25 protein-coding genes are annotated in these 22,379 nt (G+C 55.8%); 12 read left to right on the top strand and 13 right to left on the bottom strand.

Annotated features, from left to right (window positions below):
• Positions 1-271 precede the first annotated feature (271 nt).
• Positions 272-520 carry a GlsB/YeaQ/YmgE family stress response membrane protein gene (locus tag USH94_RS11125; RefSeq protein ID WP_008500746.1) on the top strand — a complete coding sequence of 83 codons (249 nt, stop codon included), beginning with the start codon at positions 272-274 and terminating at the stop codon, positions 518-520.
• 131 nt (positions 521-651) lie between these two features.
• Here the strand turns inward: USH94_RS11125 and USH94_RS11120 are convergent, their stop codons facing one another.
• Both USH94_RS11120 and USH94_RS11115 read right to left on the bottom strand, forming a co-directional pair.
• Entirely contained in the window at positions 652-750 is a 99-nt protein-coding gene (locus tag USH94_RS11120; protein WP_029739841.1) for a YoaK family small membrane protein, read from the bottom strand.
• A gap of 45 nt (positions 751-795) precedes the next feature.
• Positions 796-1,824 (bottom strand): sensor domain-containing diguanylate cyclase, encoded by a 1,029-nt coding sequence (locus USH94_RS11115; protein ID WP_111965764.1) that lies wholly within the window; start codon positions 1,822-1,824, stop codon positions 796-798.
• A 310-nt stretch (positions 1,825-2,134) separates the two neighbouring features.
• Between USH94_RS11115 and USH94_RS11110 the strand changes: the two genes are divergently transcribed.
• Positions 2,135-2,389 (top strand): DUF333 domain-containing protein, encoded by a 255-nt coding sequence (locus USH94_RS11110; RefSeq protein ID WP_111965569.1) that lies wholly within the window; start codon positions 2,135-2,137, stop codon positions 2,387-2,389.
• Between the two features lie 80 nt (positions 2,390-2,469).
• Positions 2,470-2,775: a hypothetical protein gene (locus tag USH94_RS11105; protein ID WP_111965570.1), complete on the top strand. Its 306-nt coding sequence runs from the start codon at positions 2,470-2,472 to the stop codon at positions 2,773-2,775.
• Here the strand turns inward: USH94_RS11105 and USH94_RS11100 are convergent, their stop codons facing one another.
• Positions 2,776-3,120 (bottom strand): DUF488 domain-containing protein, encoded by a 345-nt coding sequence (locus USH94_RS11100; protein ID WP_111965571.1) that lies wholly within the window; start codon positions 3,118-3,120, stop codon positions 2,776-2,778.
• Between the two features lie 101 nt (positions 3,121-3,221).
• Here USH94_RS11100 and USH94_RS11095 point away from each other — a divergent pair, with 101 nt between their 5' ends.
• Positions 3,222-3,929, top strand: a complete 708-nt coding sequence (locus USH94_RS11095; RefSeq protein WP_111965572.1) for a CTP synthase — start codon at positions 3,222-3,224, stop codon at positions 3,927-3,929.
• A gap of 31 nt (positions 3,930-3,960) precedes the next feature.
• On the opposite strand, the gene USH94_RS11090 is transcribed toward USH94_RS11095, so the two are convergent.
• Positions 3,961-5,148: a CynX/NimT family MFS transporter gene (locus USH94_RS11090; RefSeq protein ID WP_111965573.1), complete on the bottom strand. Its 1,188-nt coding sequence runs from the start codon at positions 5,146-5,148 to the stop codon at positions 3,961-3,963.
• Positions 5,149-5,247: 99 nt separating this feature from the next.
• On the opposite strand from USH94_RS11090, the gene USH94_RS11085 reads away from it, so the two are divergent.
• A complete protein-coding gene (locus USH94_RS11085) occupies positions 5,248-6,039 on the top strand; it encodes an AraC family transcriptional regulator (RefSeq protein WP_111965574.1) in 792 nt (263 codons plus the stop codon).
• Here USH94_RS11085 and USH94_RS11080 read toward each other — a convergent pair.
• On the bottom strand, positions 6,023-6,469 hold the full coding sequence (locus tag USH94_RS11080) for a DUF441 domain-containing protein (RefSeq protein ID WP_024908579.1): 447 nt from the start codon (positions 6,467-6,469) through the stop codon (positions 6,023-6,025). The genes USH94_RS11085 and USH94_RS11080 overlap by 17 nt on opposite strands.
• A 144-nt stretch (positions 6,470-6,613) precedes the next feature.
• On the opposite strand from USH94_RS11080, the gene yoaI reads away from it, so the two are divergent.
• Positions 6,614-6,718, top strand: coding sequence for a small membrane protein YoaI (gene yoaI / locus USH94_RS11075; protein ID WP_111965575.1), 105 nt, complete (start codon positions 6,614-6,616; stop codon positions 6,716-6,718).
• Positions 6,719-6,738: 20 nt separating this feature from the next.
• Here yoaI and USH94_RS11070 read toward each other — a convergent pair whose 3' ends face one another.
• The 3 genes from USH94_RS11070 to yeaG all read right to left on the bottom strand — a co-directional run bounded on the left by USH94_RS11070 (position 6,739) and on the right by yeaG (position 10,630).
• Positions 6,739-7,239, bottom strand: coding sequence for a YbaK/prolyl-tRNA synthetase associated domain-containing protein (locus USH94_RS11070; protein WP_111965576.1), 501 nt, complete (start codon positions 7,237-7,239; stop codon positions 6,739-6,741).
• Between the two features lie 98 nt (positions 7,240-7,337).
• Positions 7,338-8,621 carry a YeaH/YhbH family protein gene (locus USH94_RS11065; RefSeq protein WP_032651499.1) on the bottom strand — a complete coding sequence of 428 codons (1,284 nt, stop codon included), beginning with the start codon at positions 8,619-8,621 and terminating at the stop codon, positions 7,338-7,340.
• Between the two features lie 74 nt (positions 8,622-8,695).
• Positions 8,696-10,630: a protein kinase YeaG gene (gene yeaG, locus USH94_RS11060; protein WP_008500713.1), complete on the bottom strand. Its 1,935-nt coding sequence runs from the start codon at positions 10,628-10,630 to the stop codon at positions 8,696-8,698.
• Positions 10,631-11,061: 431 nt separating this feature from the next.
• On the opposite strand from yeaG, the gene USH94_RS11055 reads away from it, so the two are divergent.
• Positions 11,062-11,808: a MipA/OmpV family protein gene (locus USH94_RS11055; protein WP_111965577.1), complete on the top strand. Its 747-nt coding sequence runs from the start codon at positions 11,062-11,064 to the stop codon at positions 11,806-11,808.
• Between the two features lie 78 nt (positions 11,809-11,886).
• Here USH94_RS11055 and USH94_RS11050 read toward each other — a convergent pair whose 3' ends face one another.
• Together USH94_RS11050 and gapA are read right to left on the bottom strand one after the other, a co-directional pair.
• On the bottom strand, positions 11,887-12,771 hold the full coding sequence (locus USH94_RS11050) for a D-hexose-6-phosphate mutarotase (protein WP_111965578.1): 885 nt from the start codon (positions 12,769-12,771) through the stop codon (positions 11,887-11,889).
• A gap of 73 nt (positions 12,772-12,844) precedes the next feature.
• Positions 12,845-13,840, bottom strand: a complete 996-nt coding sequence (gene gapA, locus USH94_RS11045) for a glyceraldehyde-3-phosphate dehydrogenase (protein WP_014831506.1) — start codon at positions 13,838-13,840, stop codon at positions 12,845-12,847.
• A gap of 340 nt (positions 13,841-14,180) precedes the next feature.
• Between gapA and msrB the strand changes: the two genes are divergently transcribed.
• Positions 14,181-14,594 carry a peptide-methionine (R)-S-oxide reductase MsrB gene (gene msrB, locus USH94_RS11040; RefSeq protein WP_008500710.1) on the top strand — a complete coding sequence of 138 codons (414 nt, stop codon included), beginning with the start codon at positions 14,181-14,183 and terminating at the stop codon, positions 14,592-14,594.
• Positions 14,595-14,650: 56 nt separating this feature from the next.
• On the top strand, positions 14,651-14,914 hold the full coding sequence (locus USH94_RS11035) for a YeaC family protein (RefSeq protein WP_411800869.1): 264 nt from the start codon (positions 14,651-14,653) through the stop codon (positions 14,912-14,914).
• A gap of 45 nt (positions 14,915-14,959) precedes the next feature.
• On the opposite strand, the gene pncA is transcribed toward USH94_RS11035, so the two are convergent.
• The 3 genes from pncA to sppA form a co-directional block, all read right to left on the bottom strand.
• Positions 14,960-15,601 (bottom strand): bifunctional nicotinamidase/pyrazinamidase, encoded by a 642-nt coding sequence (pncA, locus tag USH94_RS11030; protein WP_111965580.1) that lies wholly within the window; start codon positions 15,599-15,601, stop codon positions 14,960-14,962.
• Positions 15,602-15,610: 9 nt separating this feature from the next.
• Positions 15,611-16,627, bottom strand: a complete 1,017-nt coding sequence (ansA, locus tag USH94_RS11025; RefSeq protein WP_008500705.1) for an asparaginase — start codon at positions 16,625-16,627, stop codon at positions 15,611-15,613.
• 62 nt (positions 16,628-16,689) lie between these two features.
• Positions 16,690-18,546, bottom strand: a complete 1,857-nt coding sequence (gene sppA / locus USH94_RS11020) for a signal peptide peptidase SppA (protein WP_111965581.1) — start codon at positions 18,544-18,546, stop codon at positions 16,690-16,692.
• Between the two features lie 167 nt (positions 18,547-18,713).
• Between sppA and USH94_RS11015 the strand changes: the two genes are divergently transcribed.
• The 3 genes from USH94_RS11015 to USH94_RS11005 all read left to right on the top strand — a co-directional run bounded on the left by USH94_RS11015 (position 18,714) and on the right by USH94_RS11005 (position 22,337).
• On the top strand, positions 18,714-19,265 hold the full coding sequence (locus tag USH94_RS11015) for an NAD(P)H nitroreductase (RefSeq protein ID WP_111965582.1): 552 nt from the start codon (positions 18,714-18,716) through the stop codon (positions 19,263-19,265).
• A gap of 116 nt (positions 19,266-19,381) precedes the next feature.
• The gene (gene selD, locus USH94_RS11010; RefSeq protein WP_111965583.1) at positions 19,382-20,425 is read left to right on the top strand and encodes a selenide, water dikinase SelD; all 1,044 of its coding nucleotides are present in this window, start codon (positions 19,382-19,384) and stop codon (positions 20,423-20,425) included.
• Between the two features lie 4 nt (positions 20,426-20,429).
• The gene (locus tag USH94_RS11005) at positions 20,430-22,337 is read left to right on the top strand and encodes a DNA topoisomerase III (protein ID WP_111965584.1); all 1,908 of its coding nucleotides are present in this window, start codon (positions 20,430-20,432) and stop codon (positions 22,335-22,337) included.
• Positions 22,338-22,379: the final 42 nt, after the last annotated feature.

The following is a 22,379-nucleotide window of genomic DNA, read 5'->3' as shown; positions in this document are numbered from 1 at the left end:
CCCACTCAGGAGTGGGCAAGAAATACTGGAAGCAATGTGAGCAATGTCGTACTGAATACCTGAGTGTTTCGCTCAACTATTCAGTGTTGAGAAAGATAATCTTTCTCAACAAAAGATGCAACCCCACAGTTTATGTGGCACGCTCTTTTTGTTGATGAATAATTACTCACTCTCTCCTTGTGATGCCTATCACAAATTTCCTTTCTGAAATCCTGTGCTATTCTTTTTGTGTCGTTGATTTAATGACAAAAACCATACAGAGAGGAAAGTTATGGGAATTTTATCCTGGATTATCTTTGGGCTTATTGCGGGTATTCTGGCGAAGTGGATCATGCCGGGCAAAGATGGCGGTGGGTTTATCGTCACCGTAATACTGGGTATTGTCGGCGCAGTAGTCGGCGGCTGGATCAGTACGCTGTTCGGTTTTGGCAAAGTCGATGGCTTTAACTTCGGCAGTTTCGCCGTCGCGGTGATTGGTGCGCTGGTTGTTCTGTTTATCTACAGAAAAATCAAAAGCTAAGGCTTAAAAGCGTTGAAAAAAGGCTGCCAGATGGCGGCCTTTTTACGTATTGGAATTTACCACCAGCCAAGCTGGGTGCCGGCAAACGCCGCGATGGCAACGATCAGCATAATGAGGGTCGTTTTTCTCATTTATGCCCCAGGCGCCGCGTAACCACCGACAAAAAACCACGCTAAAAAAATCACCGCCGTTATAAAAATAACGACCGGGAAGAGGATCCCTATTCTCATATCATCACCTGTTTCGGTTTTTGTAACGCCGTAGAGTGTACGGGGTTAATCCATAGTGAGAAAGCGTGTTTTGCTTTTTCCTTTCTTATCCTGATACATCGCGACATCCGCGTCGCGTAATGCGCTGTCAGGATCGGTTGCGGCAGGGTCCACTTCGATAACGCCGAGGCTGGCGCCCGGATAAATAATATGAACGCTGCCCAGCCAGTATTCGCCTGCGATACAGGCGCTGAGGCGCGTTTTGAGCAGCGTAACCTGCGCGTTATCTCCGTCCTCGTGGAGCTGGCTCAGCGATGCGACCAGAAATTCATCACCGCCCAGTCGGCCGATAATATCGTCCTCCTGTTTCTCTTCCGTCAAACGCTTGCCCACTTCTATCAGGAACTGGTCGCCAGCCTCATGGCCGTAACGATCGTTAATCAGTTTGAAATCATTCAGATCGATGAACGCGATGATGGCGTTACGCTTAAGGTGCCGGGCCAGAGAAAACAGCGTGGTCAGATCTTCAAAAATGGCGCGACGGTTGGGTAAACCGGTAAGGGCATCCGTGTAGGAGTGCGCGATGAGGGCCGCATTGGCTTCGCGAAGCTGGGTTACCAGCGACTCTTTCTGAATGGACTGGGCGATCAGCCCGGCGAAGAGCTTCAGAACCTGTTCCCCGCGCTCGCTAAGCGGCTTTCTGGCGGTGCTGGTGGCGCAGAGCGTACCGTAGAGTGAACCATCCGCAAGATGGACAGGTATACTCATGTAGGTCGTAATGCCAAGCGCTTTTGCGGCTTCACACTCGGGCCAACGTTCGGGTACGTCATTGCTGAATAACGTGTCACTGTCCAGCGCACGCTTGCACAGCGTCTCGTCCCATGGGACGCTCAGACCCTCCGGGATCGTCATCTGCTTGCTGTTGCGGGCGTAGAGGATGTGCTGCAGCCGCGCTCCGATATCCACCTTCGTCAGGTAGGTCGACTCCATGTCGGTGACAATCTCCAGCATCTCAAGCAGCTGGCGAACGAGGCTTTCAAGGGACTGCTCGGTGGCAAGGGTTTCTGAAACGCGAGCGAGGATAAGATCCGACATGACGTAGAATGACTCCCAGGCAGAAGACGTCTGCATCTGCATGTTATGCTGAGTTTTGAGGCTTCAGGCATAGTAAAACATGAATACAGAAAATTTAATATATGCAGGGAGAGGGCAGCATGCGTGAAAAAAAAGCCCCGTTGTTGAGAACGGGGCAAAGACATCTTGATTACGGAATGATGTTCTCTGGTCATATCGAGAACATGCCACACTATAGTGCTGAAAAGTGCAGTTAAAATGGAGAAATCATGGAGAACGCGGCGATGACCCGTTACCCTTAGGGTGTAATGACGTCAAAAGGATCAATGAGATGAGATTTCTGCTTCTGGCGCTGGCGCTTCCCCTGACCGCCTGTACCGCAAAACCCACGCCACCCGATGCGCCGAAACCGCCGCACGTTATTGGTATGGCGAACCCGGCCTCCGTCTACTGCCTGGAGAAAGGCGGGGAACAGATCCCGGTTCAAAGCCCGCAGGGCGTTCGCACCGAGTGCAAATTACCGGGCGGCGAAGTGATCGATGAATGGACGCTCTATCGTCGCGATCGTCCGCAACCCACCAGGTGACAGACGGATACCACCTGCGATACACTCCTCTTTAGGATTAATCTTAGCCAGTTTCTGGCATTCGTTTCCGCGAGAGAAGTATGTTTCAGCTAAAACCGGGCAGCATGGCGATGATCGTGGGTGCCCGCACGACGTCAGGCCGTCGCAATATTGGTAAATCTGTTGAGCTATTTGGCCTCTGCCAGCCTGGTCTGCGTTTTGTTAACCCGGTCAACGGCGTGATGACGCAATTACCGGCCACCGCAGATCGCGCGCTTTGGCTGGTGACGGGTGATGTCTACGCCTTTGACAACCAGCACGGCTTTGCGTTTGTACGCGCCGAACATCTGATGCCGCTCACCCCGGATGAAGCGCCGCAAATTCTGGATGAACTGACGATCGGCTGATCACAAATGACGCAGCCAGTCGGCTAAGATCAGGGCGTGATTTTGCTCCGTGTTTTTGGCAGCAAAGAGCAGGGTGACGGTCTGCCTGCGCGCCAGCGTCGCCAGACGCACTCCCTCGTCAGCATGCTTCGCAAGCTCTTCCCGATAGGCCTTACTGAAGGCGGTGAAATCAATGGTTTCGCTATGAAAGGCCTTGCGTAGTTCATTCGAGGGCGTGAGCGCTTTACACCATTCATCATAGACGAGGTCCGTTTTTTTAAGCCCGCGAGGCCAGAGCTTGTCCACCAGCACCCGATAGCCGTCGTCCGGACCTGCCTGTTCGTAAACGCGTTTGCACTGAATCATGATTCCACCCTCCCAATTTAAGGTATTGTGATAACTGCAAAAGATCGGTAGTCTGAGGTTCCTTATGTTATCTGATAATACTCTGGCATAAGGAACCTTTCATGGAACACCTCCCGGTTAAAACGACGCTGCGCATTGCGCTGGTTGGCGATTACAATCCCAATGTTATTGCGCATCAGGCGATCCCGTTGGCCATTGACGACGCTGCAGCAGTCCTTGACCTCACCGCGGATTACGACTGGCTGGCCACCACGGAGCTGACTAGCCCTGAAGATCTGGTGGGCTACGATGCCATCTGGCTGGTTCCTGCCAGCCCCTACAAAAACACCGAGGCCGCTTTTATAGCCGCGCGCTACGCCCGTGAAAACAGCATCCCGTTCCTGGGAACCTGCGGCGGGTTCCAGCACGCGCTGATTGAGTATGCCCGAAACGTGCTGGGCTGGGCTGATGCGGCACACGCTGAGACGGATACCGAAGGCACCATGGTGATTGCGCCGCTGACCTGCTCGCTGGTGGAAAAAACGGATGCCATTGAGCTGCGCAATAATACGCTGATCGCCAAAGCGTACGGCAAGCCCGAAATTGAAGAGGGGTATCACTGTAACTATGGCGTGTCGCCGGCGTTTGCGCAGGCGCTGGAAAGCGGTGATATGCATGTAACGGGCTGGGACGATCAGGGTGAAATTCGCGCCGCGGAGCTGGTTACGCACCCGTTCTTCGTGATCACCTTATTCCAGCACGAGCGTGCCGCGCTCGAAGGGCGTCCGGTCGTGCTGGTGCAGGCGATGCTGCGCGCCGCTCGCGGGTAAAAAAGGCAGACCCGAGGGTCTGCCACACTGTTTAACGGGGCGCGATCTCCCGGTCTCGCCCGGCTAAGATACCGCATAGGGCCATTATCACGGCGGCCAGGGCGCAGCCCAGAAGCGGGATTTGCCAGTCTCCTGCGCTATCGTGAATTTTTCCCATCAGCGGGGGACCGCATGCGGCGAGCAGATAGCCAATCGACTGCGCCATGCCGGACAACGCCGCCGCCTGGTGCGCAGAACTGGCGCGCAGACCGATGAACGTCAGGCCGAGGATCATCGTTGCCCCTGTGCCAAAGCCAAACACCAGCGTCCACATCACCGCCATGCCCGGCATAAACCATAATCCCGCCGCGCTTATCGCGCACATCAGCGCCACCGCGCCTGCGATCGCCCGCTGGTCTTTCAGGCGGTGGAGGATCAGCGGAACGGCGAGTCCCGGAACGGCCGTAGCCAGCTGCAACAGACCGTGCACCGAGCCAGCCTGGGCTTCGCTGTAGCCGTGGCTCAGCAGTATCGCCGGCAGCCAGCCGATGATGACGTAGTAAATCAGCGAGTTTATCCCCAAAAAGAGCGTGACCTGCCAGGCGAGGGCCGAGCGCCAGATCGCGCGGTTATGTAGCGCGCCTGCGGCCGTTACCGTTGCGACGTGTTTCTGACGCCACTGGGGCAGCCAGAGCAGCAGCGCGACCAGCGGAAACGCCATCAGCATCAGCAGCGCGCCATGCCAGCCCGCACTCCCTTGTGCCAGGGGAACGATCATCGCTGAGCCAAACGCCGCCGAGACGCCCATCGTCAGGGAATAGGCTCCGGTGAGCTTCGCCACCTGGCCGGGAAAATCACGCTTAATTAATCCGGGTAACAGCACGTTCCCGAGCGCAATACCGCAGCCGACGATCGCCGTTCCGGTGAAAAGCAAAGCGGCGGAAGGCAGGGAGCGAACGGCAATCCCGACGCAAATCAGCAGCAGGGCGATAAACAGGCTGCGCTCCATGCCGATACGCCGGGCAACGCCCGCGGCGAGCGGCGAGACGAGGGCGAAAGCCAGCAGGGGCAGGGTGGTCAGCAGACCGGTTTGCGCCGTACTTAAGCCATAATCAAGACGAATTGTATCGAGCAGCGGCGCTGCGCCGGTAAAGGTGACGCGAAGCGTAGTGGCAATCATCAGGATGCCTGCAATCAACAGCGCGCCGTGTTTTCCTGAGGTGCGAATAGCAGTAGTCATTATGTTCTCATACGTTCAAGCGAGCGCACACAATACCCATTTTATCAGCGGTTGAAATCAGGCTAAAATGACAGTTTATCGCTAATATCGGACAAACTGATGATTGGTCTGGGACTGGAAGGCTACGATCCTGATAGCCAGTACGATGCGGCCGTCGCATTTCGCATTCAGGTAGTGGCGGAGGAACAGTATATTCCCCGGCATCATCACCGTAAGGGGCAGCTGATTCTTGCCCTCGGCGGCGCAATCACCTGTGAAGTGGAAAATGCCATGCTGATGGTTCCACCTCAGTATGCCGTCTGGATCCCCGGCCAAATGCCGCACAGCAACAGGGCCACGCCGGGCGCGCAGCTCTGCTTTTTGTTTATTGAGCCGGGGGCCGTCAGCCTGCCCGAGCGCTGCTGTACCCTGAAAATCTCCACCCTGGTGCGGGAGCTGATTTTATCGCTCGCGGAAAAATCTCGTGAACAGCTGCAGCTCGCGGCCACCTCGCGTCTGGTGGACGTCCTGTTTGACGAGCTGCCGCTCCAGCGTCAGGAGCATCTGCAGCTGCCCGTCTCGCCCCATCCCAAAATTCGGCTGATGAGCGAGAAAATGGCGGAAGAGCCCGCCGCCTGGCAGACGCTGGCGCAGTGGGCGAGCCACTTCGCCATGAGCGAACGCAGCCTGGCGCGGCTGGTGGTGAAAGAGACCGGCTTAAGCTTTCGCCGCTGGCGTCACCAGCTGCAGCTGATTGTGGCATTACAGCACCTGATCGGCGGGAAATCGGTACAGCAGGTGGCCCAGTCACTGGGCTATGACTCTACCACCGCGTTTATCACCATGTTCAGAAAGGGACTGGGCCAGACGCCAGTGCGTTATATGGCCAGCCTGACTACGACTTCCCGATAAACAGAGAGACAAGGCCAGCCGCAATCAGCGGGCCGACCGGTACGCCACGAAAGAGCGCCACGCCCAGCACGGTGCCCACCAGCAGACCCGCCACCAGCGAGGGCTGGCTGCTCATCAGCGTAACGCCGCGTCCCCCCAGCCACGAAACAAAAATCCCCACCGCGATCGCCACCAGCGATTTCCAGTTTACGAACGAGTGCAGCAGGGTTGATGCGGGAAGGGTGCCGCTGGCGATCGGCGCCATTACCCCAATGGTCAAGATAATGATCCCGATGGTGAGGCCTTGTTTTTCTATCCACGGGAAAAAGGTATTTAACGGGGTCACGCGCACAATAATCAGCACCAGAATCGAGATGGCGACGGTGGTGTTATGGCTGACAAAGCCGAGCGCGGCCAGTGCCAGAAGAATGAGCAGAGTAGGGTCAAACATAGGGAATCCTTGCCAGAAAAATTGTTCTGTTTACTGTACGCGCAAACGCGGTAGAGAACAGTTTTAAAAAGATTTTATCGTTGTCATTACCTTGTCATTTACGCGGATTAAAACGAAAGCAGATATCGCAAAAGGGTCGCCATCATGAACGATCACATGTTTGTTGAAACGCTGATTATCTCCTCATCGTTTTTCGCTATTGCCGCTATTCTCGTTGCCTCCGTGCTGTTTCTGGAACGAAAAGGCTGACAGGGCGTCAGCCATCGCAGTTACGCTTTATGGAAGGTGACAAGCTCAGGACGGGCGATGCGCAGGTAATCCTGGGTATCCATAATCACGGATTTCTCCAGCAGGCCGGCGTTAAACGCGATTTCGTCAAAACGCTCGAACAGCAGCGGGTCGGCAACCAGTGCCAAATCAGGATGGAAGCTAAAGGGCGGGATAGCGCCGAAAACGCAGGCGGTCAGGGCATCGACTTCCGCCGGGCTGGCGAGGGAGGCTTTTAGCCCGCCAAAATGGCTTGCAAGCTGGCTCAGGTCAGCCTGCAGATCGGCGGCGAGGATCGCCAGAACGTGTTTTTTTACGCCGTTTCCCTTCACCTTGCAGACCAGGGCTTTTGCGCCTTGCCGCAGGTCGGTCCCGCGAATTTCACTTACCGCTTCACATTTCCCGACAGCCTCGTGCTCCATGACGCGAAACCGCGCGCCCTGCTCGGTGAGTAAGGTAATCAGTTGCTGGTGGGTTCCTGCCCCAATAACGTCATCAGTCATAACGATTTCCCGGTGATAATCCAGTATGCAGCGTTCTACATTAGCACGGGATGAGCGGGGTCGAAAGAAAACAGCCAGCGGGCTCGCTGGCTGTTGGATTATGCATTGCTGGTAGCAGACTGCTTGTGGAACAGCTCCCTGAACACCGGATAAATATCATCCTGGTCACGGATATGCTGCATGGCAAAATTGTCGAACATCGCCTGCAGATGCTCATATTCTCGCCACAGGGTCTGGTGCGCGCGGCGGGTGATTTCGATATAGCTGTAGTAACGCACCACAGGCAGAATTTTCTTCGCCAGAATCTCGTGACACAGCGGTGAGTCGTCGGCCCAGTTATCGCCGTCCGACGCCTGCGCAGCATAAATATTCCACTGCGCCGGGTCGTAGCGCTCTTTGACCACTTCATCCATCAGCTTCAGCGCGCTCGAGACGATGGTCCCCCCGGTTTCCTGAGAGTAGAAGAACTCATGTTCATCCACCTCCTTCGCCTGGGTGTGGTGGCGGATATAGACCACCTCCACGTTCTTATAGGTTCTGCTCAGGAAAAGGTAGAGCAAAATATAAAAACGCTTCGCCATATCCTTGGTTGCCTGGTCCATCGAGCCGGACACGTCCATCAGACAGAACATCACCGCCTGGCTGGAGGGCTCAGGGCGTTTTTCGTAGTTCTTGTAGCGCAGGTCAAAGGTGTCGATAAACGGTACCCGTTCGATCTTCGCCCTCAGCTCTGCAATCTCTTTACGCAGGCGCTCCTCTTCCAGCAGTTGCGCCGGTTCCGTGTTTTCCACCACCTTCAGGCTGCTCTCCAGCTCGCGCAGCTCGCGACGTTTTCCTGCCGTCATGGCCGTGCGCCGCGCCAGCGAATTCTGCAGCGAACGTACGACGCTGATGTTGGCGGGCACGCCGTTGGCGGTATAGCCCGCGCGGTGGGTTTTATATTCATTAAGCTGACGATGCTGATTCTTTTTCAGATTCGGCAGCGCCAGGTCTTCGAACAGCAGGTCGAGATATTCATCTTTTGAAATCTGGAAGACAAATTCGTCCTGACCTTCACCGTCCTGGCTGGCCTGTCCCTGACCGCTTCCTGAACCACCTCCGCCGCCCTGAGGGCGCTCAATTCTGTCGTTCTGAACGAAGTGGTCATTACCTGGGTGTACGCGATGGCGCAGGCCGCCTCGCCCCTGATGAAACATCGGTTCGCTGATGTCATCGGTGGGGATGGAGACAGACTCGCCGCTGTCGACGTCGGTCACCGAGCGTTTGTTGATGGCCTCGGAGATAGACTGTTTAATTTGCGCTTTATAACGACGCAAGAAGCGCTGGCGGTTCACCGTGCTCTTGTTTTTGCCGTTAAGACGCCGGTCAATAAACCAGGTCATATACCCCCCGTACTGCATTTGCCAACTTGCATTTTGTAGGCCCGGCAGGCTCTAAGCGCCGCCGGGCACTTGTTTTAAGACGATTTACGCACGCGCAGGTACCATTCGCAGAGCAGGCGCACCTGTTTGCGGGTGTAGCCTTTTTCCATCATACGGTCGACAAAATCGTCGTGTTTTTTCTGTTCATCGGTTGAGGTTTTGGCGTTAAACGAGATCACCGGCAGCAGCTCTTCGGTATTGGAGAACATTTTCTTCTCAATGACCGTGCGCAGCTTCTCGTAGCTGGTCCAGTTCGGATTGCGCCCGTTGTTATGCGCTCTGGCGCGCAGGACGAAGTTCACAATCTCATTACGGAAGTCTTTCGGGTTGCTGATCCCGGCAGGCTTCTCGATTTTTTCCAGCTCCGCGTTCAGGGATTCACGGTCAAACAGCTGGCCGGTATCCGGGTCGCGGTACTCCTGATCCTGGATCCAGAAGTCAGCGTAGGTGACGTAACGGTCAAAAATGTTCTGCCCGTACTCTGAATAGGATTCCAGGTAGGCCGTCTGGATCTCTTTGCCAATGAACTCGGCGTATTTCGGGATCAGGTAACCTTTCAGGAATTCAAGGTAGCGTTCAGCCTGCTCCTGCGGGAACTGTTCGCGTTCAATTTGCTGCTCCAGCACGTAGAACAGATGAACCGGGTTGGCCGCCACTTCCGCATGGTCGAAGTTAAAGACGCGGGAGAGGATCTTAAACGCGAAGCGCGTGGACAGACCGTTCATCCCTTCATCGACCCCGGCGTAGTCGCGGTATTCCTGATACGATTTCGCTTTCGGATCGGTATCCTTCAGGCTCTCACCGTCATACACGCGCATTTTCGAGTAGATGCTGGAGTTTTCCGGCTCTTTCAGGCGCGAAAGGATGGAGAAGCGAGACAGCGTTTCCAGCGTGCCCGGCGCGCAGGGAGCGTGCACCAGCTCACTGTGGTTAAGCAGTTTCTCGTAAATTTTGATCTCTTCAGAGATCCGCAGGCAGTAAGGCACCTTGACGATGTACACGCGGTCAAGGAAGGCCTCATTGTTTTTGTTGTTACGGAAGGTCACCCATTCAGATTCGTTCGAGTGGGCGAGAATGATCCCGTTAAACGGCAGGGCGGAGATACCTTCCGTCCCGTTGTAGTTTCCTTCCTGGGTTGCCGTCAGCAGAGGATGCAGCACTTTAATCGGTGCTTTAAACATCTCGACGAACTCCATGATCCCCTGGTTAGCCCGGCAGAGCGCGCCTGAGTAACCGTAGGCATCCGGGTCGTTTTGCGCGAAGTTTTCCAGCTTACGGATGTCAACTTTACCCACCAGCGCCGAGATGTCCTGGTTGTTCTCATCGCCGGGTTCAGTTTTGGCGATGGCGATCTGTTCAAGGATAGATGGCCAGACCTTCACCACGCGGAATTTGGTTATGTCGCCACCAAACTCGTGCAGGCGTTTTGCCGCCCACGGCGACATGATGGTGCCGAGATAGCGACGCGGGATGCCATACTCTTTGTCCAGAATCTGCGCATCTTCCTGCGGATTGAACAGGCACAGCGGATGGTCATTCACCGGGCTGCGCTCGCCGTTGGCGCTCAGCACATAGATAGGCACGCGCTGCATCAGCGACTTCAGGCGTTCCGCCAGCGAGGATTTACCGCCGCCCACCGGGCCGAGTAAATAGAGGATCTGTTTCTTCTCTTCCAGACCCTGAGCGGCATGCTTCAGATAGGAGACAATCTGTTCGATGGCATCTTCCATACCATAGAACTCTTCAAACGCCGGATATCGGGCGACCACCCGATTCGAAAAGAGACGGGAAAGCCGAGGCTCCAGGGCAGTGTCAACCATGTTTGGCTCACCAATAGCCATCAATAGCCGTTCTGCCGCATTGGCATAGGCACTGCGATCTTGCCGACAGATGGTAAGAAACTCCTGCAGTGTGAACTCTTCGTCCTTGGCAGCTTCATAGCGCTGGCGATAGTGATCGAATATATTCATGGCATGCCGTCCTTTCGTTTTTTAGCACAGGATAAGAGCCGTTCGTATGAGTAGTGGAGGCTCCCGGAAGAGAATCTCTCGCACCTCACTGCCAGAGCAGCAACCTGTGTGCCAGGTCAGACGCTAAGAACCGCAGGGTGTTCAGGAAAACTCTTCTTAAATTAAAGCGTAGATGGCATTTGCAAAACTTGCATGCCCATAAAATCTACTTTCAATGACATATCAATAACTCATCCAAAAATTTCCACTGTCGTTATAAGACAAATGCACGTTTTTCATTCAGCGGTCATATAAATGAAAGCGTGTTGTCATCTGAAAAGTTAAGAATAACGGGTTAATCAGACTGATTAGCAGGCAAAAAATTTTGGGATGTACGGGAATGGCGGTTACACTTCACCCGCTGATTATTTGACTACAGGAAAGAATGGATTGTGACCAAACTCAAACTTCTGGCATTAGGCATCCTTGTCGCGACCGCAGTAAGTACCGCACAGGCGGAAAGTCAGTGGACGCTTGGCGCGGGTGTTGGCGTCATTAACAGCCCGTACAAACAGTATGACCGTGATGTGTATCCTGTTCCGGTTATCACCTATGAAGGGGATAACGTCTGGTTCCGCGGGCTCGGCGGCGGCTACTATCTCTGGAACGACAAGGCCGATAAGCTCTCCATCATGGCCTACTACGATCCAACGCACTTCAAGCCGGGTGACAGTGACAGCCACGCGCTTCGCCAGCTCGACAAGCGTAAAAGCTCGATGATGGCCGGCCTCTCATACGTGCATAACACCCAGTATGGCTTCCTGCGTACGGCCCTGGCGGGTGACACGCTGGATAACAGCAACGGCTTTATCTGGGACCTGGCGTGGCTGTACCGCTATACCAACGGTGGGCTGACCCTGACGCCGGGTATCGGTGTGCAGTACAACAGCGAGAACTACAACGACTATTACTACGGCGTCTCTAAAAACGAGTCCCGCCGCAGTGGTCTGAAAAGTTATAGTGCAGATGACGGCTGGGATCCTTACCTGGAGCTGACAGCGAGCTACAACTTCCTTGGCGACTGGAGCGTGTACGGTACCGGCCGCTACGAGCGTCTGAGCGACGAAGTGAAGGATAGCCCGATGGTCGATAAGTCCTGGGCAGGTATCTTCTCTGTGGGTGTGAGCTACAAGTTCTGATTGTGCATTAATTTAGTGCAATCTATGCATCAAAACGGGGCGCTTGCGCCCCGTTTGCTTTAGCATGGTGCAGCGAAATTATCGCTTCACAATGCGAATCGTCTGCCCTAAACGAGACGGTTTTTCTTCACTCGCTTTCTGCGGGTTGGTCACGCGAGCCGTTTCCACGCAGACAAACGTTTTATAACCCTCATCCGTCATGTCGGCCATGCTGACGGACAGCGCAGGACCCGGGTTCCAGCCCACCACATCGCTGTGATGATGATGGACCACTTCAATGCCGCGGTTCAGGGCGCCGTCGTGGATCACGCTACACGCTTCCGGGTGCAGGTAGACGCGGTCGGTACGGTCAGGGAATGCCTGAACGCCGTCGCTCAGTTTGCCTTCTTTCGCGTTATCGACTTTATCGATATAGGTATCGCCCAGGCCGCTCACCTTCACTTCGCTGATATCACCCACGTTGAAATAGGTGTGCAGGGCAGAGGTGGTTTCGAACTCGCCGTGAGCTTCCAGTTCGATTTCGCAGGTTTTACCCAGCTTGAAGCGGGCATACAGGGTGAAATCGTGCGGCCACAGGGCGAGGGTTTCATCATTAGCCTGCAGCTCAAAGGTCAGCACTGCGCCGTTATCGTCTTCGTTGTGCGCTTTCAGGGTCCACTGCTGGTTACGGGCAAAACCGTGAGAAGGCAAACCCTGCTGGGCGGACGGGCCAAACCACGGCCAGCAGATAGGCACGCCACCGCGGATTGCGGCCCCTTTTTTGAAGGAGGTCGCATCGCTCAGCCACAAACCTTCAGCTTCGCCTTCCGGTTTCCAGGAGAGCAGGTGAGCGCCGTTGAGCGCCACGGACGCTTTAACACGCGGATGGTCAACGACGATGATATCAGCACCGTCAATCTGACGGCGGGAGAGCACAGGGGTAAGCTGTTCGACTACCGGAAGTGCAAAAATTTTATTAATCATTAAGCAATCCTCTGTCTTATAAATAAAAAAAGGCGACCGAAGTCGCCTTTTTGGATCAAGCACTCATCTCAACTTATTTGGAGATGTGAGCGATCAGGTCCAGTACTTTGTTAGAGTAGCCAGTTTCGTTGTCGTACCAGGAAACCAGTTTAACGAAGTTGTCGTTCAGTGCGATACCAGCTTTAGCATCGAACACGGAAGTGCATACTTCGCCGTTGAAGTCGGTAGAAACAACGTCGTCTTCGGTGTAGCCCAGAACGCCTTTCATTGCGCCTTCGGAAGCAGCTTTGATTGCTTTCTTAATTTCTTCATAAGAAGCAGCTTTTTCCAGACGAACGGTCAGGTCAACAACAGATACGTTTGGAGTTGGAACGCGGAACGCCATACCAGTCAGTTTGCCATTCAGTTCTGGCAGTACTTTACCTACAGCTTTAGCAGCACCGGTAGAGGATGGGATGATGTTCTGAGCCGCGCCACGGCCGCCGCGCCAGTCTTTGTGAGACGGGCCATCAACGGTTTTCTGAGTAGCGGTGGTCGCGTGAACGGTAGTCATCAGACCTTCGATGATGCCGAAGTTGTCGTTGATAACTTTAGCCAGCGGTGCCAGGCAGTTGGTGGTGCAGGATGCGTTAGAGACGATATCCTGGCCAGCGTAAGTTTCGAAGTTTGCACCACGAACGAACATTGGGGTGTTGTCTTTGGAAGGACCAGTCAGAACAACTTTCTTCGCACCAGCGGTGATGTGTTTACGCGCAGTTTCGTCGGTCAGGAAGATACCGGTTGCTTCAGCAACAACGTCAACACCGATTTCGTTCCATTTCAGGTTAGCTGGGTCTTTTTCAGCAGTAACGCGGATGGTTTTGCCATTAACAACCAGGTGGCCGTCTTTCACTTCAACGGTGCCGTCGAAACGACCGTGAGTTGAGTCGTACTTCAGCATGTACGCCATGTATTCAGCGTCCAGGAGATCGTTGATACCAACGATTTCGATGTCAGAACGTTTCTGAGCAGCACGGAAAACAATACGGCCGATACGGCCAAAACCGTTGATACCTACTTTGATAGTCATATATTCCACCAGCTATTTGTTAGTGAATAAAAGGTTGCCTGTAAAATTACAAAAACCTTACGCAGCGTCAAGCGGAATCGTGTCAATCATTGCGACAAATCAATCCTGTGACTAACGTTTGTGCGACTGACTCGCCTCACTTTCCCTTTGAGCTTGCACCCATATGGGGGCTGCGCCGGGATTTTAAAGTCCTCGCAGGATAAAAATGTGAACGTGATCACAATTGCCTGACCGCTTATTCGCGACACATAAGTTTAGATCAAAAGTGCACGCAAGGGTGTTAATGTTTTGTTAGAATCCGGGTTGAAAGATGTCTGTTTCTACAGCGAGATGTAAGCATATGTCGAACCAACGTAACCCTGACGATTTGAAAAAAAACCTCACAGAAATGCAGTTTTACGTGACGCAGAATCACGGAACGGAACCGCCGTTCACCGGGCGTTTACTGCACAACAAGCGGGACGGCGTCTACCACTGCCTGGTCTGTGATGCCCCGCTGTTTAATTCACAAACGAAATTTGATTCTGGCTGCGGCTGGCCGAGTTTCTATGAGCCGGTGAGCGATGAGGCAATCCGCTATCTGACCGACTCGTCGCACGGCATGGTGCGTACGGAAATTCGCTGCGGCAACTGCGATGCGCACCTTGGGCACGTTTTCCCGGATGGACCTCAGCCTACCGGCGAACGTTTCTGCGTAAATTCAGCCTCAATGAGCTTCACCGATGATGAAAACGGTGACCAGATTAAGGGTTGAAAAAACGATTCAGCAAATTATTCCTTTGAAAGGGCGCGAGTGTGAATATTGATGACATGATTAGCGGCATGACGCCGGAGATTTATCAGCGTCTGGTGACCGCCGTGGAGCTGGGAAAATGGCCCGACGGCGTTGCGCTGACGCCGGAGCAAAAAGAGAACAGTTTGCAGCTGGTGATGCTGTGGCAGGCGCGCAACAACACCGACGCACAGCACATGACGATCGACACCAAAGGCCAGATGGTGATGAAGAGCAAGCGCGAGCTGAAAGAGGACTTCGGTATCACGCCGAAGCCGATTGCGACGATTAAAATGCAATAACGGTGCGGATTGATGCCCTCTCCCACAGGGAGAGGGCGTAAAAGACTATGCCTGCGTTTCCAGCCAGTCTTCGAGCGTATACAGGGTTGCGCCTTCCGCAGCCATATCCATAAACGCCTGAGCGCTGTCCTGTGGTTGAATGTTCACCCCGCGGCAGCCGTCGGTGATGACGCTAACGGTGTAGCCAAGCTGAAGCGCATCCAGCACGGTGAACTTCACGCAGTAGTCCGTCGCCAGGCCCAGTACGATCAGCTCCGTGATTTCGTGGTGACGCAACCAGGCGTCCAGCGCCGTTTTCTGGCGATGCCCGTTTTCAAAAAACGCGCTATAGCTGTCGATAGCAGGGTTTTCACCTTTATGGAACACTGCGTCGACGGCTTTCTGGTTCAGGAGCGGATGTAACTCCGCGCCTTCTGTCTGCTGTACGCAGTGATCCGGCCAGAAAGTTTGCGCCAGCCCGTCGAGTTCACCCCGGGTGAAGGGCTCTACGTTGTGCTGGCTGGCAAAGCTGCCGTGATTTGCCGGGTGCCAGTCCTGGCTTGCGACAACCGCTTCACCGCGAGCTTTGCACCAGTCAATCAGCGTGTTTGCCACGTCAACGGTGCTGTCACCTTCGGCGACGGCCAGCGCACCGCCCGCGCAGAAATCATTTTGCAAATCGACCAGTAGCAGGGCGCGTTGCTTCATGAGCACTCCTTATTCGTCCGGGGTCAGTTCGCCGCGCAGGTTTTGCATCATCGCGCTGCGAATGGACTGAATGTCCAGATCCTGACTCAGTAAATAGTGAAGTTTAGTCAGCGTTGCCTCAACGGTCATATCGAAGCCGCTGATCACACCCGCATGCGCCAGCGCGTTGCCGGTGGCATAGCCGCCCATATTCACTTTACCGGACATACACTGGGTCAGGTTCACGACCACAATTCCGCGCTCGCTGGCTTCCTGAAGCTCTTTCAGAAATTCGCCATTCTGCGGCGCATTGCCCACGCCGTAGGAGCGCAGGATTAGCGCCTTCACCGGCTGGCGCAGGAAGTTACGCACCACGTCCGCAGAGATACCCGGATAGATGGTGACCACGCCAATCGGTTGCGGAGTAATCGGATGCACAATCAGCTCGCCCGCTGTGTTCGGCGCAGGAGGGGTTCCCAGACGACGGATATGAATACCGGCCTCAAGCAGCGGCTGCAGGTTTGGGGAGGCGAAGGCGTCAAAGCCGTCGGCATGGGCTTTGGTGGTGCGGTTACCGCGATACAGACGGTTGTTAAAGAACAGCGACACTTCGTTAATCGGGTAATTCGCCGCCACGTACAGGGAGTTCAGCAGGTTGATCTGCCCGTCCGAGCGCAGCTCCGCCAGCGGAATTTGCGACCCGGTAACGATAACCGGCTTGCTCAGGTTCTCCAGCATGAAGGAGAGCGCCGAGGCGGTAAACGCCATGGTGTCGGTGCCGTGCAGGATCACGAAGCCGTCGTACTGGTCGTAATGGGCTTTAATGTCATCCGCGATATGCTGCCAGTCTTCCGGCGTCATGTCGGAGGAGTCCATCAGCGGCTCGTATTCATGGATCGTAAAGTCAGGCATTTCCGGACGGTGGAATTCTGGCATCAGCGCAAGCTGACGCTGCAGGTGCCCGGAGACGGGGATATAGCCGTTTTCGGAGCGCTGCATACCGATGGTACCGCCAGTGTAGGCTACATAAATCGATTTCTTCTGCATGGTAGTGAGTTCTTGTTCTTCAAAAGAAAAAAATCCCCTCTTCGCGAGAAGAGGGGACGGTTTTAACGGACGTTCGCGCAGGTCAGGCAAAACGCGTAACGACTCTGTGGATCGTTAAAGGCCGCAAGCTTATCGCTTTCCGCCTTCATCGCTTTTGCCGCCGTGGCGACAGGCGCAGGCAGGTAAGCCTGCAGCGCCTCCGGCAGCATGGCACGTACCGAGCCGGACATGCTGTCCATGACCATATCGAAGAACGACGGTTCGTCCTGGTAATACTCGATATGCCACTGCTTAAGCTTCGCCAGTTCGGCGGCTTTCTTCACCGCGTCATCGAAGTCACCCAGGCTGTCCACCAGCCCGTTGCTCTTCGCATCCTGGCCGGTCCAGACGTGGCCCTGTGCAATCTGGTCGATCTGCTCAGGCGTCTTTTTACGCGAGTCCGCGACCAGGGTGATAAAGCGTTTATAGCCGTTCTCAATGCTGAGCTGCATCATCTCAGAAACTTCCGGCGGCAGGGATTTGGTCACCGACACATCCGCCAGCGGAGAGGTTGCTACACCATCGGTATGCACGCCCAGAGAATCCAGGCTGTTTTCCACGGTGTTGATCACCCCGAAGATGCCAATCGAGCCGGTCAGCGTGCTTGGATTAGCCACGATATAGTTGGCTGGCGTGGAGATCCAGTAACCTCCGGAGGCGGCCATTCCGCCCATTGAGACGACGACCGGCTTGCCTGCGGCGCGGGCCGCGGCAAGTTCAGCGCGGATCACCTCAGAGGCGCTGACGCTGCCGCCAGGGCTGTTGACCCGCAGGACAATTGCCTTCACTTTCGGATCGAGGCGAGCATCGCGGATTTGCGACGCGGTAGTATCGCCGCCCACGTTCCCCGGGGTCTCCTGACCGTCCATGATCGCACCGTTGGCAAAGACCACCGCGACGCTGTCACCGTTCTCATCCGGTTTTTTCGTCGAGTAATCATACATGCTGATGGCGCTGTAATTTTTGTCCTCTTTGCTCCAGCCAAACTGTTTGCTCAGGGATTTTTCAATCTCGGCGCTGGTGCCCAGGGCATCGACCAGTTTGTTATCGAGCGCATATTTTGCGGTATCACCGTCAACCTTACGCAGGCCTTCGAGCACGCCCTGCGCGCCAGGGAACACCTGCTCAGGCGTAATCTGACGGTTAGCGGCAACGGTGCCGAGATAGTTTTGCCACAGCTCGCCAATCCAGCGGCTGTCCGCTTCGCGGGCGGCAGGGGACATATCGTCGCGGATAAACGGCTCCACGGCGGATTTATACGTGCCGACGCGGAAGACGTGGGTGGTGACCTTCAGCTTGTCGAGCAGCGATTTGTAGTACAGGCCGTTGGTGGCAAACCCGTGCAGATCGACCGTGCCCTGCGGGGAGAGCCAGATCTTATTGGCGAAGCTCGCCAGATAATATTGCCCCTGGCTGTAGCTATCGCCCACGGCAATCACCGGTTTGCCGCTGTCGCGGAACTCGCGCAGCGCTTTACCGATGTACTGCATGGAAGGCTGATCGCCACCGGCAAAATCTTTCAGATCCAGCACGATACCGGTGATGTTGCGGTCGTCTTTGGCCTGACGGATGGTATCGACGATATCGAACAGGGAATTTTCCTGCAGGCGGTCTGATGTCGCGCCAAACAGCTGGCGGCTGATTACGCCCAGACGGCTGCTGGCGGAAGGTTTATCAACAATAACGCCGGTGATATCGAGTAACAGCGCCCCGCGAGTCGAATGCTGCGCCTGATTTGCGTTACTGATGTGCATCCAGATTCCCGCGCAAACCAGAACCAGAAAAATGAAGAAGATGTTCATCACCAGGTTGCGGACGAAGTTGAGCAGTCGCCACGTCCATTTAAAGAAACCGGCAATGATTCGCCAAAGGGTTCGCATGTATTCTCCCTAACCAGAAAATGACTGTTTCCGTCGCCACTGGACGGTAATGTTGGGTTATCGTAATGACCCAACCGCCACTTGTCAGCAGGAATCGCCTGCCAGGCTGTAACAAAATCTGCCGTCGTGTTAATTTTGTGAGTAAATTTCAAGAAAGGAGTTAACCAATGGACGCACTCGAACTGCTTGTTAACCGCCGTAGCGCTTCCCGTCTGGCCGAACCTGCCCCGGCAGGCGAGCAGCTGGAGAACATTCTGCGTGCCGGCATGCGTGCCCCCGATCATGGCACACTGCAGCCGTGGCACTTCTTTGTGATTGAAGGCGAAGGCCGCGATCGCTTCAGTCAGCTGCTGGAGCAGGGCGCGGTTGCCGCCGGGCAGGATGAGAAGGGCATCGACAAGGCGCGCAATGCCCCGTTCCGTGCACCGATGATTATTGCTGTCGTGGCGAAATGTCAGGCCGACCATAAGGTCCCGGTCTGGGAGCAGGAAATGTCCGCGGGCTGTGCGGTAATGGCGATGCAAATGGCCGCCGTCGCGCAGGGTTTTAACGGTATCTGGCGTACCGGGCCGCTGACGGAGAGCGCAGCCGTACGGGAAGGATTATCCTGTGGCGAACATGACAAAATTGTCGGCTTCCTCTATCTCGGCACCCCGCAGCTTAAAGCCTCCAGCACCACCAGCGTGCCGGACACCACGCCTTTCGTCAGCCATTTCTGATAACGCGCGCTAAACTGTCTGGATTCTGAGCATCTGCCGCAGAATTCAGACAGTCATACTTACCTCTTTATGGAATGAGCGCTACCATAGCGCGATTGAGATGACAGGAGACGTCCATGAGCGAGCAAACCATTCGTTTAACGCAGTACAGCCACGGAGCCGGTTGCGGTTGTAAAATTTCCCCGAAAGTGCTGGAGACCATCCTGCACAGCGAACAGGCGAAGTTTGTCGACCCGAACCTGCTTGTCGGCAACGAAACGCGTGACGATGCAGCGGTTTATGACTTAGGTAACGGCACCAGCATTATCAGCACCACCGACTTCTTTATGCCGATTGTCGACAACCCGTTCGACTTCGGACGCATTGCGGCCACCAACGCCATCAGCGATATCTTCGCAATGGGCGGTAAGCCGATTATGGCGATCGCCATTCTGGGCTGGCCGATCAACACCATCCCGCCGGAAGTGGCCCGTGAAGTGATTGATGGCGGCCGTTTTGCCTGCCAGCAGGCGGGAATTGCGCTGGCCGGCGGTCACTCTATTGATGCGCCGGAGCCAATCTTCGGCCTGGCCGTTACCGGCGTGGTGCCGACCGAACGCGTGAAGCGCAACAGCACCGCGCAGGCGGGCTGCAAGCTGTTTCTCACCAAGCCGCTGGGCATTGGCGTGCTGACCACCGCCGAGAAAAAATCCCTGCTGAAACCGGAGCACAAAGGGCTGGCAACCGAAGTCATGTGTCAGATGAACCTTGCCGGTGCGGCGTTTGCCAATATCGACGGCGTGAAGGCGATGACCGACGTGACCGGTTTTGGTCTGCTGGGACACCTCTCCGAGGTGTGTCAGGGCGCGGGCGTGCAGGCGCAGGTCTGGTATAAGGACGTGCCGAAGCTGCCGGGCGTGGAAGAGTATATAGCTCAGGGCGCGGTTCCGGGCGGTACCCAGCGTAACTTCGCCAGCTACGGTCACCTGATGGGCGAAATGCCTGAGGAGTGGCGCAACCTGCTGTGCGATCCGCAAACCTCCGGCGGCCTGCTGCTGGCGGTGACGCCGGAATCCGAAGCCGAGGTTCAGGCTACGGCCGCCGAGTTCGGTATTACCCTGACGGCAATCGGCGAGCTGTTGACCGCGCGCGGTGGCCGACCGATGATTGAGATCCGTTAATTCGATGCGGTTGTTTATTGCCGAAAAGCCGAGCCTGGCCCGTGCCATCGCCGACGTGCTGCCTAAGCCGCATCGCAAAGGCGACGGCTTTATCGAATGCGGTAACGGGCAGGTGGTTACATGGTGTATTGGTCACCTGCTTGAGCAGGCGCAGCCGGATGTCTATGACAGCCGCTACGCCCGCTGGAATTTGAACGATCTGCCCATCGTGCCTGAAAAATGGCGCCTGCAGCCCCGACCTTCGGTGACCAAACAGCTCAACGTGATCAAGCGCTTCCTGCATGAAGCCGATGAAATCGTGCACGCGGGTGACCCGGACAGGGAAGGACAGCTGCTGGTGGATGAGGTGCTGGACTATCTGGAGCTCGCGCCGGAAAAGCGTCAGCAGGTGCAGCGCTGCCTGATCAACGACCTCAACCCGCAGGCGGTGGAGCGTGCGATCTCGCGCCTGCGCGCCAACAGCGAATTTATCCCGCTGTGCGTCTCCGCGCTGGCCCGCGCGCGCGCGGACTGGCTGTACGGTATCAACATGACCCGTGCCTACACCATCCTCGGGCGCAACGCGGGCTATCAGGGCGTGCTCTCCGTGGGGCGCGTGCAGACGCCGGTGCTGGGGCTGGTCGTGCGTCGCGATGAAGAGATTGAAAACTTCGTCGCCAAAGATTTCTTTGAGGTCAAAGCGCATATCGTTACGCCTGAAGACGAGCGTTTTACCGCCGTCTGGCAGCCGAGCGATGCCTGCGAATCGTATCAGGATGAAGAGGGGCGTCTGCTGCACCGTCCGCTGGCGGAGCACGTGGTTAACCGCATTACCGGACAGCCCGCTATCGTCACCAGCTATAACGATAAACGGGAATCAGAACCCGCGCCTCTGCCGTTCTCGCTGTCGGCCCTGCAGATTGAGGCCGCGAAGCGCTTTGGCCTCAGCGCGCAGAACGTCCTGGATATCTGCCAGAAGCTCTACGAAACCCACAAGCTGATCACCTATCCGCGTTCGGACAGCCGCTACCTGCCGGAAGAGCACTTTGCCGGACGTCATTCGGTGATGAACGCCATCAGCGTGCACGCGCCGGATCTGCTGCCGCAGCCGGCGGTTAATCCGGATACCCATAACCGCTGCTGGGACGACAAAAAGGTGGACGCCCACCACGCGATTATCCCGACGGCGCGCGCCAGCAGCGTCAACCTGACGGATAACGAAGCGAAGGTCTACAACCTGATCGCTCGTCAGTACCTGATGCAGTTCTGCCCGGACGCGGTGTTCCGCAAATGCGTGATCGAGCTGGAAATCGCAAAAGGGAAGTTTATCGCCAAAGCCCGTTTCCTCGCGGAAGCAGGCTGGCGCACGCTGCTCGGCAACAAAGAGCGTGACGAGGAGAACGACGGCACGCCGCTGCCCGTCGTCGCTAAAGACGATGAGCTGCTGTGTGAAAAAGGGGAAGTGGTGGAACGCCAGACCCAGCCGCCGCGCCATTTCACCGATGCGACGCTGCTGTCGGCGATGACCGGGATCGCCCGGTTCGTGCAGGATAAAGATCTGAAGAAGATCCTGCGCGCCACCGACGGTCTGGGTACGGAAGCGACGCGAGCGGGGATCATCGAGCTGCTCTTTAAGCGCGGTTTTCTTGAGAAAAAGGGGCGCTATATCCATTCGACCGAGCCGGGACGCGCGCTGATTCATTCCCTGCCGGAGCTGGCCGCCAGGCCGGACATGACCGCGCACTGGGAATCGGTGCTGACGCAGATCAGTGAGAAGCAGTGTCGCTATCAGGACTTTATGCAGCCGCTGGTCGGGACGCTTTACCAGCTAATCGATCAGGCGCGCAGCACGCCGGTGAAAACGTTCAGAGGGATGGTTGCACCCGGTGGTGGCGCGAAGAAACCGTTTAAAAAGAAAAAGAGCGCGGCCTGATACGCCCGGTTTACCCCCTCTCCCTGTGGGAGAGGGCTGGGG

It is taken from the genome of Enterobacter sp. 148H3 (genome assembly GCF_034107425.1).
In the GTDB taxonomy this organism is placed as follows: domain Bacteria; phylum Pseudomonadota; class Gammaproteobacteria; order Enterobacterales; family Enterobacteriaceae; genus Enterobacter; species Enterobacter vonholyi.
Note: the sequence above shows the minus strand (reverse complement) of the source record. Positions and strands in the feature narration are given on the sequence as shown.

What these genes read in the sequence shown, in the direction of transcription:
- gapA (WP_014831506.1), bottom strand. Translation starts at nt 13,840, where the DNA reads ATGACTATCAAAGTAGGTATCAACGGTTTTGGCCGTATCGGCCGTATT.
- USH94_RS11110 (WP_111965569.1), top strand. Translation starts at nt 2,135, where the DNA reads ATGAGATTTCTGCTTCTGGCGCTGGCGCTTCCCCTGACCGCCTGTACC.
- yeaG (WP_008500713.1), bottom strand. Translation starts at nt 10,630, where the DNA reads ATGAATATATTCGATCACTATCGCCAGCGCTATGAAGCTGCCAAGGAC.
- USH94_RS11120 (WP_029739841.1), bottom strand. Translation starts at nt 750, where the DNA reads ATGAGAATAGGGATCCTCTTCCCGGTCGTTATTTTTATAACGGCGGTG.
- USH94_RS11050 (WP_111965578.1), bottom strand. Translation starts at nt 12,771, where the DNA reads ATGATTAATAAAATTTTTGCACTTCCGGTAGTCGAACAGCTTACCCCT.
- USH94_RS11035 (WP_411800869.1), top strand. Translation starts at nt 14,651, where the DNA reads ATGATTAGCGGCATGACGCCGGAGATTTATCAGCGTCTGGTGACCGCC.
- USH94_RS11070 (WP_111965576.1), bottom strand. Translation starts at nt 7,239, where the DNA reads ATGACTGATGACGTTATTGGGGCAGGAACCCACCAGCAACTGATTACC.
- USH94_RS11080 (WP_024908579.1), bottom strand. Translation starts at nt 6,469, where the DNA reads ATGTTTGACCCTACTCTGCTCATTCTTCTGGCACTGGCCGCGCTCGGC.
- USH94_RS11105 (WP_111965570.1), top strand. Translation starts at nt 2,470, where the DNA reads ATGTTTCAGCTAAAACCGGGCAGCATGGCGATGATCGTGGGTGCCCGC.
- yoaI (WP_111965575.1), top strand. Translation starts at nt 6,614, where the DNA reads ATGAACGATCACATGTTTGTTGAAACGCTGATTATCTCCTCATCGTTT.
- USH94_RS11125 (WP_008500746.1), top strand. Translation starts at nt 272, where the DNA reads ATGGGAATTTTATCCTGGATTATCTTTGGGCTTATTGCGGGTATTCTG.
- sppA (WP_111965581.1), bottom strand. Translation starts at nt 18,546, where the DNA reads ATGCGAACCCTTTGGCGAATCATTGCCGGTTTCTTTAAATGGACGTGG.
- USH94_RS11095 (WP_111965572.1), top strand. Translation starts at nt 3,222, where the DNA reads ATGGAACACCTCCCGGTTAAAACGACGCTGCGCATTGCGCTGGTTGGC.
- selD (WP_111965583.1), top strand. Translation starts at nt 19,382, where the DNA reads ATGAGCGAGCAAACCATTCGTTTAACGCAGTACAGCCACGGAGCCGGT.
- pncA (WP_111965580.1), bottom strand. Translation starts at nt 15,601, where the DNA reads ATGAAGCAACGCGCCCTGCTACTGGTCGATTTGCAAAATGATTTCTGC.
- USH94_RS11005 (WP_111965584.1), top strand. Translation starts at nt 20,430, where the DNA reads ATGCGGTTGTTTATTGCCGAAAAGCCGAGCCTGGCCCGTGCCATCGCC.
- ansA (WP_008500705.1), bottom strand. Translation starts at nt 16,627, where the DNA reads ATGCAGAAGAAATCGATTTATGTAGCCTACACTGGCGGTACCATCGGT.
- USH94_RS11090 (WP_111965573.1), bottom strand. Translation starts at nt 5,148, where the DNA reads ATGACTACTGCTATTCGCACCTCAGGAAAACACGGCGCGCTGTTGATT.
- USH94_RS11085 (WP_111965574.1), top strand. Translation starts at nt 5,248, where the DNA reads ATGATTGGTCTGGGACTGGAAGGCTACGATCCTGATAGCCAGTACGAT.
- USH94_RS11015 (WP_111965582.1), top strand. Translation starts at nt 18,714, where the DNA reads ATGGACGCACTCGAACTGCTTGTTAACCGCCGTAGCGCTTCCCGTCTG.
- USH94_RS11115 (WP_111965764.1), bottom strand. Translation starts at nt 1,824, where the DNA reads ATGTCGGATCTTATCCTCGCTCGCGTTTCAGAAACCCTTGCCACCGAG.
- USH94_RS11065 (WP_032651499.1), bottom strand. Translation starts at nt 8,621, where the DNA reads ATGACCTGGTTTATTGACCGGCGTCTTAACGGCAAAAACAAGAGCACG.
- msrB (WP_008500710.1), top strand. Translation starts at nt 14,181, where the DNA reads ATGTCGAACCAACGTAACCCTGACGATTTGAAAAAAAACCTCACAGAA.
- USH94_RS11100 (WP_111965571.1), bottom strand. Translation starts at nt 3,120, where the DNA reads ATGATTCAGTGCAAACGCGTTTACGAACAGGCAGGTCCGGACGACGGC.